Origin of the sequence: Parabacteroides goldsteinii (assembly GCF_020091425.1) — a bacterium.
GTDB lineage: Bacteria > Bacteroidota > Bacteroidia > Bacteroidales > Tannerellaceae > Parabacteroides > Parabacteroides goldsteinii.
Map to the genome: position 1 here is coordinate 1,712,679 of NZ_CP081906.1, position 17,878 is coordinate 1,730,556.

Genomic DNA, 17,878 nt, shown 5'->3' on the forward strand with positions numbered 1-17,878 from the left:
TTAATTAGGTTGATTTGTTGGATTCTGCATGCTTCGTCCGCCCATGTTTCTTTCGGCTTCCGCCATTTGGGCGGCGGCTGAACTTTTTGAGACATCGGTCTTTTTATTTCCTCCGGTTTCCGGTTCGGTAGGTACAAAAGTAAATTCATCGTAACCGGTCAAATATATACGGCTTCCACCGATAATACGTTGAATGGATATCAGTTTAAGATATTTCATTCTCTTCAATAGGCGGCTCAATGTGCTACCACTTACATCCATCCATTTGGCTAGGGTAGATTGTTTCCCGATAAATTCTCCTCTGCGGCAGGTATAGGCTCTTTTATTTACGATACAATACCCATCCGTATGGTAACAAATGCCAAACAACAGCAGATGTAAATGAGCCATCTGGCGGTCGATAATGTCATCACTCTGCATCCGTTTGAATATAGAGCGGGGTGTCTTGATGAATGTTTGTCCGAGGAGTTCCGTGATAGATAATTCCTTTGCAAGCGGTTCATTTTCAATCTTTTTCTTTCTCATAACAATACAATTTAAAAGTGAAAAATTACTGAAAGAGAAAATGAAATTAATTGGTTATTCTTAGTTGTCTGAAAATGAATGCTATAAGCCATGTGCTGAAATCGTTTTGTCCGAAGGTCTGCAAGACTATATAAATATAGAAAGAACTTCTTTATAAAGATATATAAGCCTCCGGCATTTTTTCAGATTACATAAAATAAAGAACTGATTTCGTTTAATCTCTCTACAAAGGTAAATATGAATATCTCCGGATTGTAGTATCAATTTAACTCGTTCTGCGTTTCTTAGAATGTTGTTTCACAGCGAGTTAATAAATTTAATTTTTATCGGTTGATTTGACTTCTTTTTTTATTTTTGTTATAAACTCTTGTATTTCAGTGTAATAATCAGAGTACTTGTCGAATAGTATCATGTTTTTGCGAACGGTACTCGATACGTACTTAAATTTGAAAAACGGATTTATAAATTCAGCAACTTTCTTGTATGAATAACCTCCCAACAGACCGTTCTGTTTCAGTCCGGCAAAGAGTGCAATCATAAAAACTACATATTCTTCAGGAACATGTTTATCATCCTTTTTTTTTATTATTGTTAATCGGTTTACGCATAATCATTTGGTATTATGCTGCAAAACAACATTCCTATGCAAACTAAACCGATCTCCTTTTCTCCAAAAAGATATATCTTTTGCATTCAAAAGTCCCTTATTTCATCTTCAAAACATATATCTTTCATCTCCGAAATAAGGGACTTTTCAATTTTCAAGGTTCTCCTAAAAAATCGACAATCACTCCGACCTGTTTCGGTGTCAGTTTTCGTTGTCGATCGCAGAACCCGGCAGTTTTTAATGTTTTGACCAGTTTTTCGTTTCTTACCACCCAGCGATGTAACAAACGCGATGCTGAGTTCGGATGCAAATCCGGGTTGTAACAGAGTGCCAGTTCCGTCCATCCGTAACTGCGGATTTTGAATTTTTCTTCTTCCATTTCCTTATGTATTAATTACCTCTAAGATAAGAAATTAAATCCATATAAAGAAATGAAATTCAATGTTTATACGCACTATTTATATGTTTATCGGGACTTATTTAACCCTTCGCCGTCGATAATGACATTTCATGTCACAGCCATTTTTCCAGCACCCTATCTTTGTCATGTTATCGATAACCAACCAGTTAACCGTCAATAGCTTTCGGAGTATTTCCATAGGCATATTGGCATATTGTCGAATTAAAAAATTATTCCCCATGGCTTTAAGTTTCCACTTAGTAAAACGTCCCGACATGCGTAAAGACGCTGCCGAAGGTTCCAAATTATTTTATGCACAGGTCCGTTCATTGAAGAAGCTCGATTTCAACAAGCTCTGTGATCTGATCGCTGTTCGAAGCACCGCTTTTATCGGTGATGTGATGCTTGTCATCGAAGGTCTTCTTTCCGTCATGGAAGAACGCCTGGAAGAAGGCGATGTGATCCAGATGGGCCGCCTGGGTAACTTCCGTATGGTTGCCGGCAGCAAGGGTATTGAGAACGAAAAGGACTTCAATGTCTCCCTCTTCAACAAGGCTCGTATCGTCTTCTCACCGGGCACCATGCTCAATGAGATCCGCAAGAATGCCAAATATGAAAAGATGGATACCGAGACTGTCACTCCGCCTACAGGAGGTGGTTCGGACCGTCCGGAAATCGAGTAGTAACGTATCAATTATCCGTTATGTTAAAACAGGAATTTATCAAACAATATCTTTTCCCCGCTCAAAAGGCGGGGGAATGTTTCGGAATCAATCCGATCGTCATCCTTGCCCAATCGGCCATCGAAACAGGGTGGGGGGAAAGTACCCTGGCAAAGGAGCATAACAACTTCTTCGGTATCACCGCTTACGGACGTCCCAATGCTTTCTGGAAAGGCAAAAAGACTGATCTTTCTGAAAACGGTGGCCATGTTTCCCTCTGGTTCCGCACCTACGAATCAGCGAAAGACAGTTTTATGGATTTCGCCCGTCTGATCCACACTGCTTATCCGGTGGCCGCCTCACTCAGTGCCCATCCTTCGGCCTATGCCAAAGAGATCGCTTACAGTAAATACATCAGCGAAGTGAACGGTGACAACCGTGCTGCTTATCAAAGGATGTTGGTGTCGATCTGCCGGACGATCGAAAGATTAATTATCAATTTATAATTTTCAATTAACATGAAGTATCTTGAAACAATCTTTGCCTTTCTCACCAGCCTTGTCCGGATCATCTTTCCCTGCAAGCAAAAACCGGCAGCCGGTGACTGCCCTTGTCCCCATCCCTATCCTCGTCCTGTTCCTGATGGCGGTCACCCTGTTGGCTCTCCTGATGGAGCAGACGGAAGTGACGCTGACGGCTATCGGAGCGATACTCTCGCTCTCCACCAGGGCGACTGGGGAACCAAACAACGTGTCGAACCCATAGACATTGCCGGTTACAGCCTGATGGCTGGGGGACTGATCGGGGGGCTGTACAAATTATTTACTGCATGAGTTACGAAGAAAACTACCAATCATGATCCGTCTCAACAAAGTATTTCCCAAACGAGGGATGGAAGAATGAAGAAACGGAAGTTTGATCGTGTAAAGTCTGTTATCTTCTCTGATATGGGGAGGGGTAACAGGCTTTTTGTGTATAAAGTTGATTTAAATCCTCTCCTGCATTATTGGCTAGATATTCAAGAAGTATCTTGCATTGATTCTTCCGCGTATATTGCTTAATCTTTTCCCAGTCACGAGGCAATACTTCCTTGTTTTTCCATATTGAATAACAGCGAAGTATCATTTTCTTTATACCATCAATATCGGCATTGTCTACTGTAAAACCGGCTTTGGTTTCATTCAGCAACTGAGCGATCACATCCTCCGGATCACAAAGTGCCAATATAGGTTTGTTTGTAGCCAGATAGTCAAACAGTTTCCCCGTATACACGCCTTTTCTCCCTGTCGGATGAATCACAACAAGCGTATCCACATCCAACGACATCCGTATCGCTTCGGAATGAATTACGGAATCCAACTGAAAGACATTGGAAGCAATATTTTGGGGTATATCCAACTCCGAATTATTACCAATGATTTTTATCAAACAATTCGTAGGTAACTTCCCTTCGTGTATAAGTTCTGAAAAAGCTTTAAACCAATTATTGGGATTTATACCCCAATAAAAACGTCCAATAAACGCCATGGTAAATTGAGGCTGAAAACGAACGTCATATACTTCTTCATAATCATACCCATTCTTGATCTCCAAGAAATGGTCATGCTTGCATAAACGCTTAAAATCCTTCAGTAAAGGCTCAGAAACAGATACAATCAAATCCGAAGAGTTCACGATTTTATATTCATACGGTATAAGGCGTTTAGTAAGGTAACGTGATATTAAAATATTCTTTGACATTTCGTCACGCATATCAGCAATCCAATAAAATTTGTATCCGTTTCTTCGCAATCGAAGTGCGATCGTGTGAGGTGCCAATGGGCCAAATGAGGTTAAAACCACATTGAAAGAATTTGTCTTATATAATGAAATGACTTTTTTATAAGCTTTGAAACGCCATATAAACCTGGAATCTGATGTTATGCGCACCAATAAAGCGATCAGTATCTGGCTCAGACTCCATCTTGAATCTTTCTTTATGTAATAATTCATAAAAGAAAGCGTAGTTAAAGGATTTGTTATATAATGGATCTCACATCCGTTCCATAATGCAGTTTCATTCACCTTACCTTCTGTAACTACCGTAACCGAATGTCCGGCCAATTGGAAATATTTAGCGAAAGCTTCGATCCTAAACGAAGCTATTTGATTGTTCGGATAAAAAAAGCTACTGATAATAAGTATTTTCATTATCTTGTTTTTATAACAGTCCGTTGTTTCTTATAGTTCGTTTGTAAAGCGATGAACGCAAGCCATTAGGCAATAGTCGAACCACAAGACGAATGGATATATTCTTCATCATTGTGAAAATATTTATAAATCCAGTCTGATAGAAAAGGTATTGTAAACGCATCTCTGTTACGGCATATTTTAATCCGCCTCTCCGTCTAAACATATCTGGGGTGAAGCGGAAAAAGAGCAAACTTTCTTGAATATTATAGAATCGGGCACCATTTATCAACATCCTTATCCACAGATAATAATCTTCGAACAAAGGGAAATGTTTATATCCACCAACCTTTAATACAGCCGATTTTCGGAACATCACAACCGGATGGTTCACCGGGCATCTTCCTTTGGCGAATTGGATAATTTTTCCATGCCATTCTGGAACCTTTCGCACGGAAAGCACATTTGACGTATCACCTTCAAACTCATCAATCCAAGCTCCCACTACATCCACCTCTGGATGTTTCCGAAATATCGCCAACTGCTTCTCGAAACGATCTGGTTTGGCAATGTCATCCGTATCCATCCGGGCCACAAGATCATACGAACAATGTTTTAACCCTTCGTTCAAAGCCTTGCCAAGACCTTGATTTGTTGGCAAAGGGACTACTTTTAGTTCGGGATGTTGATTTTTGATTTTTTTTACAACTTCATGCAATTCATCGGTTAAAGGACCATCTTCTACCAAGACAACCTCTGTAGGTGATAGCGTTTGCGTAAAGATGCTCTTCAAACTTTGGCGCAAAAATAATGGATTTTCCTTATGATATAAGGAAATTAATATTGAAAATAAACACATGTAATTTTTATATTCTATTTATCCATATGATCTTTTATGATCTTACATATTTCAGACGTGGCGATACCTTTTTCAAAACTACCAAGTAAAGCATGATGTGCTTTTATTTTTTGTGACGATTCTTCCTCATCATATTTCAATATATTAGCGCACAGATCTTCTATGGTTAAGGCATAAGGGTAAGGCCAAAGTTCTATGGGCGTATCAAAATCTGTATCCGTTTTATAAATAGACAAGTCTGGAGTAAAAAGAAAACCGGGCTTACCTGTCAAGGAGAAATCCCAAACAGCAGAAGAATAATCCGTAATAAAGATATCTGCTAGAATCAATAATTCTTGCATATCTTGATAATCGCTAACATCAATAATGCCTTTTAATGGTAAATTATCACCTGCAATATTAATATGATGTCTATATAATAATATGGCATCTGTACCAAACTTTTTTTTAACTGTATTACATACGATAGTCGGATTTAATATAGAAGTAACCGATTGTGCTTTTCTCCAAAGTCCACGGAAAGTAGGGGCATATAAGACTACTATTTTATGTTTATCAATTCCTAATCGTTTACATATTACATCTTTCAAAACCCTTTGTCTTGAGGAAAAAAATAAATCATTTCTTGGCATTCCTATAGACAGGAATTTGTCTATAGGAACATTTAATACTTTGAAATGAGTCTCTGAAAAAGCCCGGCAACTAGATATAACATGATCAGTTTGTCCTTGCCTCATTTTTCTCAGACAATCCATGTAAATTCTTCTTGCGTTTGATATATAAGGAGAATTTTCATGCCCTTTTTTATAAGCACCTCCTCCATGCCACGTATTAATAACTAGTTGTGTCTTACGTTTTATAAAAAAAGGTTCTATGACCATATTAGTTATGATAACTCTAGATGTTAGTAAATAAAACAAATGGCGAAATGATAAGTAATCGCAGAGAATGATTTTATAATTCTCTAGTATCTTATTTTTATTATTTATACACCAAACATACTCACATGAATCTCCATAATTTTCATATATAAATTCAAATATATACTTGGGACTACATCCATAATTTTTTCCTTCAAAAGAAGAAAATAATATTCGGTTCTTTTTTACAGGAAGAAAAGAAAATATGTGAAATAATATACGAATGATATATATTATCACTATTTTAATATAGTAATTCATTATTACTTTTTAGTTTTTTGTGTTAATTGGTGATAAAATATTGTATTAATAGGAACTATAAAATACCAATATTTTTCATTTTGCTTATTATGCATTTCGTTCTAATCTACTACGATCTATTATTTCAGTTACTAGATCAAGACCATTGTCGTAGCTATCCCAAAATGTCTTCATTAGAAAGCTGTGATCTTTTTCGGTCAAATGGCAATCTACACGATTTATTATCAAAGCTATTAGTTCTTCAAAGGTTTGAACCTTTACTCCTAAATAATATTTATTATAATCATCAAGATCAACAGTAGGAGAATTACCATACCATTTCTTTTTCTCTAAATTATTTCTATCATAATCTTTTCGGTTATAACTATATTCCAAATCGAAAGGAAAAAGAATAATTTCTTTGTTCAATAATACATAATCCGAATAAACTGATGAATAATCCGTTATCAAACAATTAGTATAAGGCAGAATCGTATTGATATCACATTGCTTTTCAAAAGGAATAATGTGTGAATAATCCTTGATAATAGATAAATCCATTTGTGTAAAAGGATGTAGCTTTAAGATGAAACAGCTATGAGTAGTTTGCAAAGCCTCTTCAAGACGTTTAAAATTGATTCCGCTTTGTTTAAAAAAATCACTGCCGTTATTACGCCAAGTAGGCATATATATATACACTTTTTTAAACCGTCTGATCTGTTCAATAAAGCGAAGGGTTTCTTTTGGTTCATACTGTTCTATGAAGCGAGTTCTTTTCTCTTCCGGGCACAATAAAATTTTATTGCGTGGATAATCTGTTAAGATACATTTCTCCATCGGAATCCTAAACATAGGCATATAAAATTTTTGAGCTTGATCAAAAGAGGTGGTTAAACAGAGGTCTGGTACACGATACAATAGTAAATAACATTCTATTTTCGCTCTGAACTTAGTTGTAAGTTCCATATAGGTATAGCCTGTAAGCGCTAAATAATAAGATTCTGGGCGCAACCATTTCGTTTTTTTTAGTCCGATACCATGCCCTAGATATACCCAAAAGGCACCTTCTGACGCATACCTGTTAATTTCTGTTACACTATTAGTTGTCAAATACACTCCGGCAGTAAAACTGTGATACAATCCAAGAATGCTATACCACATATAGCATCTGAACCCTTTAGAACGTACATTATGAAATTCGTCCTTACTATTAGCAATCCAGATAGCTTCTATTTCAGGATACTCCTCCAGTACTTTTAAGAAAAGATACTTGCTGTTGTCTGAAAAAGTGGCATTATGTGTTGCGAACAACCATTTATATTTTTTTCTAGGCATAATACCACCAAAGAAATAAAGAGGATGCAACAGTAACTTGCATAAGTATTTCAAGTTCCTAGTCATTCGTTTTAACTCATTAAGTTATACTTTCAATGAAAGTAGGTATCGTCTCACTAAGAGGCATATCTTTTCTGAAAATACCTGCTGTTCCTCCAACGAAAATGGAAGCTCCTAAATCACGCATATATCGAGCTCTTTCACAACTCACACTGCCATCAACGCATATTTCTATATTTGTATGCCTATGTTGATCTAGATATTGGCGTGTTTCTCTTACCTTTTCCATGATACCATGTATCATGCTACTACCAGCAAAGCCAGGAACAATCAGCATTAATAAGATTACATCAACATAAGGTAAGTATTTCTTGACCTCTTCAATAGATGTATCCGGATTTAATGCCAAACCGAACAGGGCTTTTTTTTGTTTGATGAAAGCGGCATTCTCCATGATACTTTCTTTGCATTCACTATGAATACTGACAATATCACCCTCACGAATATCCATCGATCGGATAACGACACGTGGGTGCTCCATGAGTAAGTGAATGTCTAGTGGAAGGTTTGTAATCTTCCGGATTGAATTGACAACATCAGGACCGAATGTCAGATTTGGAACAAATATAGCATCCATTATGTCGATATGTAAATAGTCAACCCTGTTTTCTTCTAGAAGTTGAATATCACGCTCTAGGTTTACCAAATTGGCACACATGAGCGATGCAGATAATTTAGGACTCATTGAATGGATTTATAATAGTTAATCAATCGATCGAACATCTCTTCTAATTTGAAGAACGGCTTCCAGCCTAGTGCTTCTAGTTTTTCCGTGGACAGATTCAATTTCGTAACGGGAGCATATCCCATGTTATCTCTTGCCTCAATCACGACATGACAATTTTTATTAAACTTTTCTACTAATAGATGGGCCAAATCGTAAATGGAAATATACGTATTGGGAGTAGCTACGTTATACGCTTTTCCCGGTTCCCCTTTTAGCAACAGATAAAACAAAGCAATAATCGCATCAATAGTATAGCAATATGGTTTTGCGGATTCTCCGCTGGTATGCATCACAATATCTTGTCCACTTATGACGCTTTTGGCAAATTGTGCAAAAACCCTTGTGTCTTGCCTTGAAACTCCGGCACCAAAAACTTGAGTCAGACGAGCCATTACCACAGGGACATGATATTCTGAGGCATAAGCATGACACAAACATTCCACCATTCGTTTGCCCAAAGAATAGCTACTGCGCACATCAATGGGATTTATGTATCCGTTTACATCCTCGGTCACTGGAACAGAATCGTCATTGATCGTCCCATAGGATTCCAAAGAGGACAAATAAACCATTCCTCGCATAGATGGGTGCTGAGAGGCATATTCCAATAATTGTCGGGTTCCTATAAATGCCGTATTTATAGTTTCTACAGGAGAGTTTACATAAAATTGGGATGCTGTAGGACTTGCACAATGGATAATATAATGGATGTCCCAAGTTGACAAATCTAAAGGTTCTGTCATGTCTTGCCAGATCCATTGGATTTCGTAATCACCAAATAAATCGTATGCCTTTTGCTTATTACGAGCCACTGCTACGACCTTTATTCCTGAATTTGTTACTTGATTTAAATGTAGCAGACATTTGATCAAAACAGAACCTATTAATCCAGTTGCACCTGTGACTAATATTGTTTTTTCTTTTATATGCTCTATAAAGGGGAAATGTCCTATAAAAAAATCAATGTCCTGCTGTATAATGGGATTCTCTATCATACCTTATAGCTGGTTACTGTTCACTATCTGTTCAAAACGTTCTAAATCTTCTGGGGTCGTCAGTTTGAAATTGATCTCTTCCCCTTTGGATAAAAATACTTTCATGCCACAACGGAAAGCAAACTCGGCACCTCCTGTCACTGTCGCTATTTCTTCATAGCTTCTTTCCTCATGAATTTTAAGATATTTACCTAGTTTAAATGCCTCAGGGGTCTGTCCCGCATGTAAAGTACTTCGCTTAGGCACGTCCGTAATGCAATTTCCCTCGGTTGACATGTAGATCGTATCTTTCACTGATATAGTGGCAATAGCAGCATCGTTTGCGATGCAACCACAAATACAGTCATGTATGACTTGAGAACTAACCAATGGTCGGACGGAATCATGGATAATCACCACATCATCATCCACTCCTCCATGGGAACGGATCAGCTTTAATGCATTATAAATGGTATGTTGCCTTGTTTCGCCTGGTTCGGCATAATAAACAGGAAGTTGAAGCATTACCACATAGGGTTGTATGAAATCGATCCATTGTTTGTCCAAAGCTATCACAAGAGCATCTATTTCATTACTTTGCACGAATTTTTCTATACAATAGCTGATAATGGGACGTCCCGCAACCATTATGTATTGTTTAGGTATATTACTACCCATGCGGGAACCGATACCTCCCGACAAAATAACTGCAATATTCATATATATTCTATGTTTTTTAATTATTTGGATTTTAGTGTTTGATCCGATAAATACCACCTGTCTGTCCGCAAAATAACAGAAGATGTTTACCATGGAAATCCACGTCCTCCGGTTCATTCATCAGTTTTTCTTGCAAATTCAAAATGTGTGTCACCTGTTGTCGTTTTAAGTTCACCATGACAATAGCTCGTTCGGCATCTTTCCTATGTTCATTTCCCGTGTGCAATCCTACAGGCAAATAAAGTATGCCTTTACGTATGCTTCCACCTTGAAGTAGGTTTGGAAGATAAATATGAAACTGTTCTTCTACATCTTTTGCTGTTAGCGTAACATTACCGTCACTCAATAAAGGTAACGGAAAGCGAATAATCCGAAGCGAATCGCTTGCCTTGTTTCCGTCTGGTACAAGTAAACGGGACACGCCATAAAGTTTTCGTTCCTCGCGATCAACGATCCAGTCATGTACTACCTGTGCTTCTCCTCCTCCTGCTTGATATTGTAGTGTTTGTATAACCTTTGCGCTATCCAAGTTGATATTTTCCACAAAACAGTGATAAGGCCGGCGACACTCGGATACATACAAGGCAGGAAAAGTCATGTTCCCTTCTGGATATTCCACACCAAAGGAGGCACAGTTTGCATGATTATTCTTGTGAAAACTACCGAGTCGATAACTACCAGCCAACTCTTTTCGATCTAGGCTATATATGCGACAAAGACCCTGGTCATTAAGTAATACGGCATAATTATCCCACACAGCCATACCTTGAGCTGAGTGTTTTTCATAGGTTCCTGTTATACTATAAATATTTGTAAAATGAGGCTGAACACAACTGACGCATGTTAACCATAAAAAGAGGAAAATAGACTGTTTCATTGTCTTTTATATAATGACTATATTGAGTTTTATTTATAATTAAAAATAAGTAGTTCCCTATCACGATCTTTTTTCGGGTTGAGCACTGAATTATATGGATAATATCTGAGATAGCTAGCTACATTGGGATTGAGATCAAATTCAGCTTGATATCTCTTAATGGTAAAAAAAGAAGGTACCGAAAGAAAGAGAAAATATAATAAGAATCTTTTATTTAGAGAATAACAGCGAACAGATTTTATGAACATGATAATAATCAAAAGGCTGGTAAATGTTTGAAAATAGTCATATAATCTGAAAACAATCATAAAAGAGTATTTCAGACTTATCAACAGTATAGAGAAAAAAATTGCACTCTCAAATAGCTTTTCATTTAATTGAACATAAGAACCATATTCTCGTCTACACTTTAGGTTCATAAATATATAGATGAACATTAGTAAAAAGATACTGAGTATTCCTTTCCAATTATATTCTGTCATAGTATATGTATCTGAAGTAGCATAAAACATAATTTCTTTAGTATAAACCGTATCTACCGAAAGTATATTTCCTATGACTATATAAATCCAATCCCTTTGGATAATAGGCATTACAATAAAAAAAGTAATAATAGGTAGAACGTATATCTTCTTCAAAGAATAGACTAGATAAAATCCATAAAAAAGCCCAAAGACCACTAGCGAAAATTTGTGGAACAAAAAAGCTGTGATAACATATAGCACGACTTTCCAAGTTTTACGTTCATTCAAGGCTAATATGGCAAGCAAGAAAAAGGCCAAAGCCACAGCCTCACGCATCACTTCCATATTCTGCTTGGTATATTCAAACATATAATAGAACAAGACCATAGAAAAACAAAGTGTAGGACAAACTTTCTTGACGAACTTACCCCAAATGACTATGTGGATCATGCTTACGACACACTGCACCAAAAAGAAATCATTACAAAGGGTTTTACAACAAACGTTAAGCAGTACCCAAAAAGGATCGTAACGAACATCTGAAAAATCGTTCCATTGTAAATGAAATAAATCCGGATAGTATTTGAAATCATCCATATACACCACTGTATCGCTACCTATCCTATATCGTAGCCCACTGACAAGGATCATTAAGGCTAGCGAAATAAAAAAATGTAGCTGTCTATGCCTTTGATACTGACCAACATCGTACACCAGTGCCAAGCATACATAATATGTGAATAAAAGGAGATATATCATAATTTTCCGAAGGTCAAGATCCTATATAAACGGCAGTAATAGAGACGATAAAACAGAACAAAAATATCTGTTAAAACCAATGCTAATGCAAAATTGTATATAGTAAACAAATTCATCCAATAGAGCAAAGAATAGATGAATACTAATACAAAAGTGCTATATATAACACTATTATTGAAAGGTCTAGGATACCCGAACGCAACTAATGTCGTGGTTCCAAGGCATATCGTAATACTTGTGCAAAACGTGTATAGACAAAATATGCGCATCAAAGAAATAGTTTCCGGTACCTTGGTCCCCGTGAGTAGAGATACCAATAGCGGAGATGCCACAAATATGATAGTACTCAGTCCAAAGGCCAACAGAATATTGAACCAAAGGAAGTGAACCACGAAACGCTTATCTTGTGTGCGAGTAATATGGGGGTACACGGCTTGATTGAGCATGCTGGTAGGGATACGGACTGCATTGGAAACCTTTTGCGCCAATTCGAAAGCCGCCACGCTCTCCATCGTGAAAAATATGCCGCTTACGGTCTTTGCTAAGTTGGTATTGAAAATGGCCGATATGCGTGAGAACCAGAAAGGTACGCTCTCAAAGAACATCTGCCGTATCATCGCATAGCCAGGCACTGCTAAACGTATACCTTCCAGTTTCAACAGACAATAAAAAGAAATTATCCCCGCCAGTACATTTCCCATGGACTGTAGAAGTGCAACCAAGGGATAATCACCCTCACTATGTATAAATATGAATACGGAAATCGTATAAAACAATATGGAACTGGAGCGGACAAGGGTGATATATTTCATCTTTTCAATCCCTTGGTAATACCACACAGGAAATAATAGCTCCGACAAGCAAGTTAGAAATGCAAAAAAAATCAGAGGTTTATTCTGTTCCATAAACGGAACGGTCAACATTCCGATCAGTAACACAAACGAACAGAGCAAAAACAGCAATAATTTGATAAATAGCACAGTAGAAACAATCCTGTTTAATGCTAGCTTGTCGCTACGATGGACTGAAACATCTTTTACCGCAGAGATGTCCAAACCAAAATTGATGACCACACTAAAATATTGAATAATAGTTTGTGCTAAAGCTACCATTCCATTCTTTTCCATACCAACCGTCCTTATAATGTAAGGGAGGGCTACGAAAGGCATAAAGATACGTACACATTCTATGATAGTCAAATACCCCGTGTTCTTGGCGATGATCCTGTTATTACGTAACTTATTCTTTAATGTCTCTATAAAGAAGCGTATCATTCCAATGAAAATCAGATTATATCCTTTAACTTTCCCGATAAATTATTTTTATCCCTAATCCGATCAAACCACAAATTCAACCCAACCCAAACAACAATATCCATTATAAACAAAACATTGTTATTTACATAGGATATAAATGTCATATTGATGACACTGAAAGATAATGCCATCGCCAATATGCTGATCATTGCTTTGCGCGGACTGAAGCCCATATCCAAAAATTTATGATGTATATGGTTTCTGTCTGCATTGAATAACCCTTTATGATTTCGGGCACGTACCAATATGACCCGGAACACATCGAATATGGGAACAATCAATGTTGAAAAGGCAACGACGATGGCTCCTTCGGTATAAGGAGCTCTTTCGGAATTGTTGTTGGTATAAGCGATGGCTAAAAAGGCAAGTATGTAGCCTAATGTCAGGCTACCGGTATCGCCCATGAATATTTTTTTGCAACGGTCGGCCTGTCCGAATACATTATAATAGAAGAAAGGAAGTAACACCCCCAATGTGGAAAAAGCAAACATGGCATAGACCCATTGTTCGTAATAGATGTACAGGCTACCGAGTGCGAGCAACGATATGCTACTTAGTCCTGATGCCAGACCGTCAATACCGTCTATCAGATTAATGGCATTGACAATGAATACGGTTAGGAAGATAGTGAAGGGGATACCTAGCCAGGGTGTAAGTTCGTGGATACCGAAAAGGCCGTACAGGTTGTTGATCCACAAGCCTGACAGAGGAATGAAGCAGGCGACTATGGTCTGTATGATGAATTTGCTTCGATAGCGTAGTCCTACCAAATCGTCTTTTATACCTGATAAATACAATAACATCAGACCACAGACCATGAAGTAAAATTCGGGAATTATGAAATTAAGCTTGTCAATGGCTATTTCAAGTCCGACAATATACCTTAATCCGGTGACAAAGGCTAACGAAAACAGGATGGTGGGAACAAATGAAACACCACCCAATCGGGGAATTATTCCACTATGGACTTTTCGTTCATCAGGTATATCGAACAGTTTTTTTCGGTGTGCAACTACCAGAATACGCGGAATAATAAGCCTTGAAAGGATTATTGATATGAATAACGATAAAGTAATAAGTAGGTAAGCCATTACATTAATACTAGTTATTGGACACGACAAAGTTCGTCAGTCACATGTGTGTGCTAACGAAAAATGACTAGAAAAAACGATCGTTTTTTCTAGTCATCATTATGTGTTTTTTAACCTTATGTTAAAAAATATTTAATACTTTGAAAATCAATTTTTATAAAAAAATATATGTCTTGTGGATATAAAAATAATTCATACCTTTGCACAGACTAAAATAAACGATCGATTATTTTAGTCATTTGTTTTTATTGTAATATATTGATAACTATTTATTTATATTCCATATTTCGATTTGTTTTATAGCTGATTTTGTTTAAATCTTTTATCTTATATAATGATATAAAAAAATACAATAACTATGTAAAAGTAAAGAATGTTGGAATGGGCTTTTATAAAGTTTTATGCTTGATAAGTAGCTGGGAAACAGGATGTGTTGAAAATTAGGGTAAATTAAAACCAATAAGGGAAAATAGTTGTATCGTTTGGCTGTGCGGGCAGATATATTATGCTTATATTTATCCCCTGTTTGTAAAATCTATTTACTTAATAAGGCAAAGATATGTCACGGGAGAAAATATTGATAAGAACATCATGGATAAGCACGATTGGTAACGCTGTACTTTCCGTATCGAAAATTATTGTAGGTTTATTGGCTGGCAGTTTAGCCGTATTGGGGGACGGTATCGATTCGGCGACAGATGTAATTATTTCTGTTGTGATGATTTTTACGGCGCGGATTATGAGCCGGCCACCTTCTAAAAAGTATGTGTTCGGCTATGAGAAAGCGGAGAGTATTGCAACGAAGATTCTGTCGCTCGTGATATTTTATGCCGGTATGCAGATGCTGTTGTCGTCTGTTGAAAGTATTTTTTCGGACGAGGTAAAAGAGATACCGTCTGCTATTGCTATATATGTTACTGTCTTTTCTATTGCCGGCAAGCTCCTGCTGGCGTTGTATCAGTATAAGCAAGGGAAGAAAATCAATAGTTCCATGCTGACGGCAAATGCTATCAATATGCGTAATGATGTTATTATTTCATCCGGGGTTTTATTGGGGTTGATATTTACTTTTATATTTAAACTGCCGATACTCGATTCAATTACCGGGTTAATAATAAGTCTCTTCATTATAAAATCATCTGTGGGCATCTTCATGGATTCGAATGTGGAGCTGATGGATGGCGTGAAAGATGTCAATATATATAATAAGATATTCGAAGCCGTGGAGAAAGTGCCCGGTGCAGGCAATCCTCACCGGGTTAGGTCGAGGATGATAGGAAACCTGTATAATATTACCCTTGACATAGAAGTGGATCCACAGATGACTCTTATGCAAGCTCATGAAATAGCTGATGCCGTAGAGAAAAGTATCGAAAACTCGATAGATAATGTATATGATATTCTAGTCCATGTCGAACCTGCCGGAAAATGTCAGACGGATGAGAAGTTTGGTATCGACAAGGGGATGGTAGAATAATCTGTCGACGTGTGTTACTATCCCAATGGTAATCCGTAATTTGGGTATAAATATCTGTAATCTGTCTACAGTTTGGTTGTCACTGTTTCCTTATTTTTGCAACATCGAAAGGAAGATGATAAAATACCATTAAATAAGGAAGCGTATGAAAAAGAATTCAGTAATTATCCTGATTTGCATGGCACTCTTTGCAGTGAATGTGTGCAACAGTAAAAACAATAACGGAAATAATCAAACAGTAGAAACAATGGAAGATAAAACTCAGGTAAAAGAACCGGTATTGGGACTGGGCAATCCTATTACTGCTAACTTCAGCGGTGATGCCTGGCTGAAGATGCTTTCCACGCAACCGGAATATGATTGTAACATTTATAATGTAACTTTCGCCCCCGGCACTCGCAACAACTGGCATTCCCATGCAGTAGGACAAATCCTGCTTTGTACTGAAGGAGTCGGCTATTACCAGGAAAAAGGCAAACCGGCCCAACGCCTGCAACCGGGCGATGTGGTAAATATTCCGGCCAATACCGTCCACTGGCATGGTGCTGCACCCGACAGCCGTTTTACGCATATCGGTATCACCCCGAAGGTAAGCGAAAACAGTGCGGAATGGCTTGGCGAAGTGACTGATGAGGAATATACGGAAGCTGTAAAATAGTTGGAGTTTGACTTATATAACAAAAATCTATTAACTTTGTACTGAAACATTTAAAAGGAAAGACTATGGCTGAAATAGAAAAAATGGATCATATCTACCAGTATAATGACCGGATAGGGCAGGAAACGTTGCACCCGTTGGTTAGCGTGATCGACTTCTCGAAAGTAGCGGGCATAAAACGTGCCCGGATGAGTTACGGCTTTTATGCAGTCTTCCTGAAAGAGGTAAAATGCGGCGATTTGCAATACGGACGTAATTATTATGATTACCAGGAAGGCACGATGGTTTTCACGGGTCCGGGCCAGGTGGTCGGTGTGTCGAATGACGGAGAGGTGATAAAGCCGAAAGGGTGGGCGTTGCTGTTTCATCCGGATTTGATTCGGGGGACGACACTCGGACGCAATATAAAGAATTATAATTTCTTCTCCTATGAAGTATATGAGGCTCTCCACTTGTCGGAACAGGAGCGGCAAATCGTAATCGATTGCCTGAAGAATATAGAACTGGAACTGTCCAGGGGGATCGATAAACACAGCCGGATGCTGATTGTTTCCAATATCGAACTGTTGCTCAACTACTGCTTGCGCTTCTATGACCGTCAGTTTATTACCCGCGAGAATGTAAATAAAGATACATTGTCAAAGTTTGAGAAGATATTGAACGACTATTTCCTGTCGGATAAGCCACAAGAGATTGGGTTGCCGTCTGTGCAATATTGTGCAGACCAGTTACATCTTTCTGCAAATTACCTGGGCGACTTGATTAAAAAGGAAACAGGCAAATCGGCTCAGGAACATATACAGTTGATGTTGATTGACATGGCGAAGAAAAAGGTGCTCGACACCAGCCGTTCTATCAGCGAAATAGCTTATGAAATGGGATTTAAGTATCCGCAGCATTTCACCCGTCTTTTCAAGAAGTGTGTAGGAACTTCTCCGAACGAGTACCGGGCGCAGAACTAAAGTATGAGAAATAATGAATGGCATGCAGATTGAATAAATAATTTTAATTTGCATGCCATTTGTTATTATGAAAGAT

The 17,878-nt window shown here is 37.7% G+C and carries 19 protein-coding genes; 6 read left to right on the forward strand and 13 right to left on the reverse strand.

Annotation, left to right across the window (positions count from 1 at the left end; translation table 11 throughout):
• A complete protein-coding gene (locus K6V26_RS08030; RefSeq protein ID WP_046146973.1) occupies nucleotides 1-525 on the reverse strand; it encodes a hypothetical protein in 525 nt (174 codons plus the stop codon).
• Nucleotides 526-1,286: 761 nt separating this feature from the next.
• Nucleotides 1,287-1,511, reverse strand: coding sequence for a DUF4248 domain-containing protein (locus K6V26_RS08035; protein ID WP_224265046.1), 225 nt, complete (start codon nucleotides 1,509-1,511; stop codon nucleotides 1,287-1,289).
• Between the two features lie 260 nt (nucleotides 1,512-1,771).
• Between K6V26_RS08035 and K6V26_RS08040 the strand changes: the two genes are divergently transcribed.
• From K6V26_RS08040 to K6V26_RS08050, 3 genes are read left to right on the forward strand one after another with little or no spacing between them, the layout of a single operon-like run.
• Entirely contained in the window at nucleotides 1,772-2,215 is a 444-nt protein-coding gene (locus K6V26_RS08040; protein ID WP_164727204.1) for an HU family DNA-binding protein, read from the forward strand.
• Between the two features lie 20 nt (nucleotides 2,216-2,235).
• Nucleotides 2,236-2,700, forward strand: a complete 465-nt coding sequence (locus K6V26_RS08045; RefSeq protein WP_224265047.1) for a glucosaminidase domain-containing protein — start codon at nucleotides 2,236-2,238, stop codon at nucleotides 2,698-2,700.
• A gap of 12 nt (nucleotides 2,701-2,712) precedes the next feature.
• A complete protein-coding gene (locus K6V26_RS08050) occupies nucleotides 2,713-3,027 on the forward strand; it encodes a hypothetical protein (RefSeq protein ID WP_224265048.1) in 315 nt (104 codons plus the stop codon).
• 100 nt (nucleotides 3,028-3,127) lie between these two features.
• Here the strand turns inward: K6V26_RS08050 and K6V26_RS08055 are convergent, their stop codons facing one another.
• The 11 genes from K6V26_RS08055 to K6V26_RS08105 all read right to left on the reverse strand — a co-directional run bounded on the left by K6V26_RS08055 (nucleotide 3,128) and on the right by K6V26_RS08105 (nucleotide 14,705).
• Nucleotides 3,128-4,384, reverse strand: a complete 1,257-nt coding sequence (locus K6V26_RS08055; protein ID WP_224265049.1) for a glycosyltransferase family protein — start codon at nucleotides 4,382-4,384, stop codon at nucleotides 3,128-3,130.
• 10 nt (nucleotides 4,385-4,394) lie between these two features.
• Nucleotides 4,395-5,222: a glycosyltransferase family 2 protein gene (locus K6V26_RS08060; RefSeq protein WP_224265050.1), complete on the reverse strand. Its 828-nt coding sequence runs from the start codon at nucleotides 5,220-5,222 to the stop codon at nucleotides 4,395-4,397.
• A 14-nt stretch (nucleotides 5,223-5,236) separates the two neighbouring features.
• Nucleotides 5,237-6,403, reverse strand: coding sequence for a CDP-glycerol glycerophosphotransferase family protein (locus K6V26_RS08065; RefSeq protein ID WP_224265051.1), 1,167 nt, complete (start codon nucleotides 6,401-6,403; stop codon nucleotides 5,237-5,239).
• An 87-nt stretch (nucleotides 6,404-6,490) separates the two neighbouring features.
• Nucleotides 6,491-7,783, reverse strand: a complete 1,293-nt coding sequence (locus K6V26_RS08070) for a CDP-glycerol glycerophosphotransferase family protein (RefSeq protein ID WP_224265052.1) — start codon at nucleotides 7,781-7,783, stop codon at nucleotides 6,491-6,493.
• 13 nt (nucleotides 7,784-7,796) lie between these two features.
• Nucleotides 7,797-8,462 (reverse strand): ribulose-phosphate 3-epimerase, encoded by a 666-nt coding sequence (locus tag K6V26_RS08075; RefSeq protein WP_224265053.1) that lies wholly within the window; start codon nucleotides 8,460-8,462, stop codon nucleotides 7,797-7,799.
• Nucleotides 8,459-9,499, reverse strand: coding sequence for an NAD-dependent epimerase/dehydratase family protein (locus tag K6V26_RS08080; RefSeq protein WP_224265054.1), 1,041 nt, complete (start codon nucleotides 9,497-9,499; stop codon nucleotides 8,459-8,461). Before K6V26_RS08080 ends, K6V26_RS08075 begins: the two co-directional genes overlap by 4 nt.
• A 3-nt stretch (nucleotides 9,500-9,502) precedes the next feature.
• A complete protein-coding gene (locus K6V26_RS08085) occupies nucleotides 9,503-10,198 on the reverse strand; it encodes an IspD/TarI family cytidylyltransferase (RefSeq protein ID WP_224265055.1) in 696 nt (231 codons plus the stop codon).
• A gap of 31 nt (nucleotides 10,199-10,229) precedes the next feature.
• Nucleotides 10,230-11,075, reverse strand: coding sequence for a hypothetical protein (locus tag K6V26_RS08090; protein WP_224265056.1), 846 nt, complete (start codon nucleotides 11,073-11,075; stop codon nucleotides 10,230-10,232).
• A gap of 29 nt (nucleotides 11,076-11,104) precedes the next feature.
• The gene (locus K6V26_RS08095) at nucleotides 11,105-12,298 is read right to left on the reverse strand and encodes an EpsG family protein (RefSeq protein WP_224265057.1); all 1,194 of its coding nucleotides are present in this window, start codon (nucleotides 12,296-12,298) and stop codon (nucleotides 11,105-11,107) included.
• Complete coding sequence (locus K6V26_RS08100; protein WP_224265058.1) at nucleotides 12,295-13,572, reverse strand: oligosaccharide flippase family protein; 1,278 nt, start codon at nucleotides 13,570-13,572, stop codon at nucleotides 12,295-12,297. Before K6V26_RS08100 ends, K6V26_RS08095 begins: the two co-directional genes overlap by 4 nt.
• A gap of 11 nt (nucleotides 13,573-13,583) precedes the next feature.
• Nucleotides 13,584-14,705, reverse strand: a complete 1,122-nt coding sequence (locus K6V26_RS08105) for an MraY family glycosyltransferase (RefSeq protein WP_224265059.1) — start codon at nucleotides 14,703-14,705, stop codon at nucleotides 13,584-13,586.
• A 559-nt stretch (nucleotides 14,706-15,264) separates the two neighbouring features.
• Here K6V26_RS08105 and K6V26_RS08110 point away from each other — a divergent pair.
• The 3 genes from K6V26_RS08110 (at nucleotide 15,265) to K6V26_RS08120 (ending at nucleotide 17,802) form a co-directional block, all read left to right on the forward strand.
• Nucleotides 15,265-16,182: a cation diffusion facilitator family transporter gene (locus K6V26_RS08110; RefSeq protein WP_122327651.1), complete on the forward strand. Its 918-nt coding sequence runs from the start codon at nucleotides 15,265-15,267 to the stop codon at nucleotides 16,180-16,182.
• Between the two features lie 145 nt (nucleotides 16,183-16,327).
• A complete protein-coding gene (locus K6V26_RS08115) occupies nucleotides 16,328-16,840 on the forward strand; it encodes a cupin domain-containing protein (protein WP_224265060.1) in 513 nt (170 codons plus the stop codon).
• Nucleotides 16,841-16,905: 65 nt separating this feature from the next.
• Nucleotides 16,906-17,802, forward strand: coding sequence for a helix-turn-helix domain-containing protein (locus K6V26_RS08120; RefSeq protein WP_224265061.1), 897 nt, complete (start codon nucleotides 16,906-16,908; stop codon nucleotides 17,800-17,802).
• Nucleotides 17,803-17,878 lie beyond the last annotated feature (76 nt).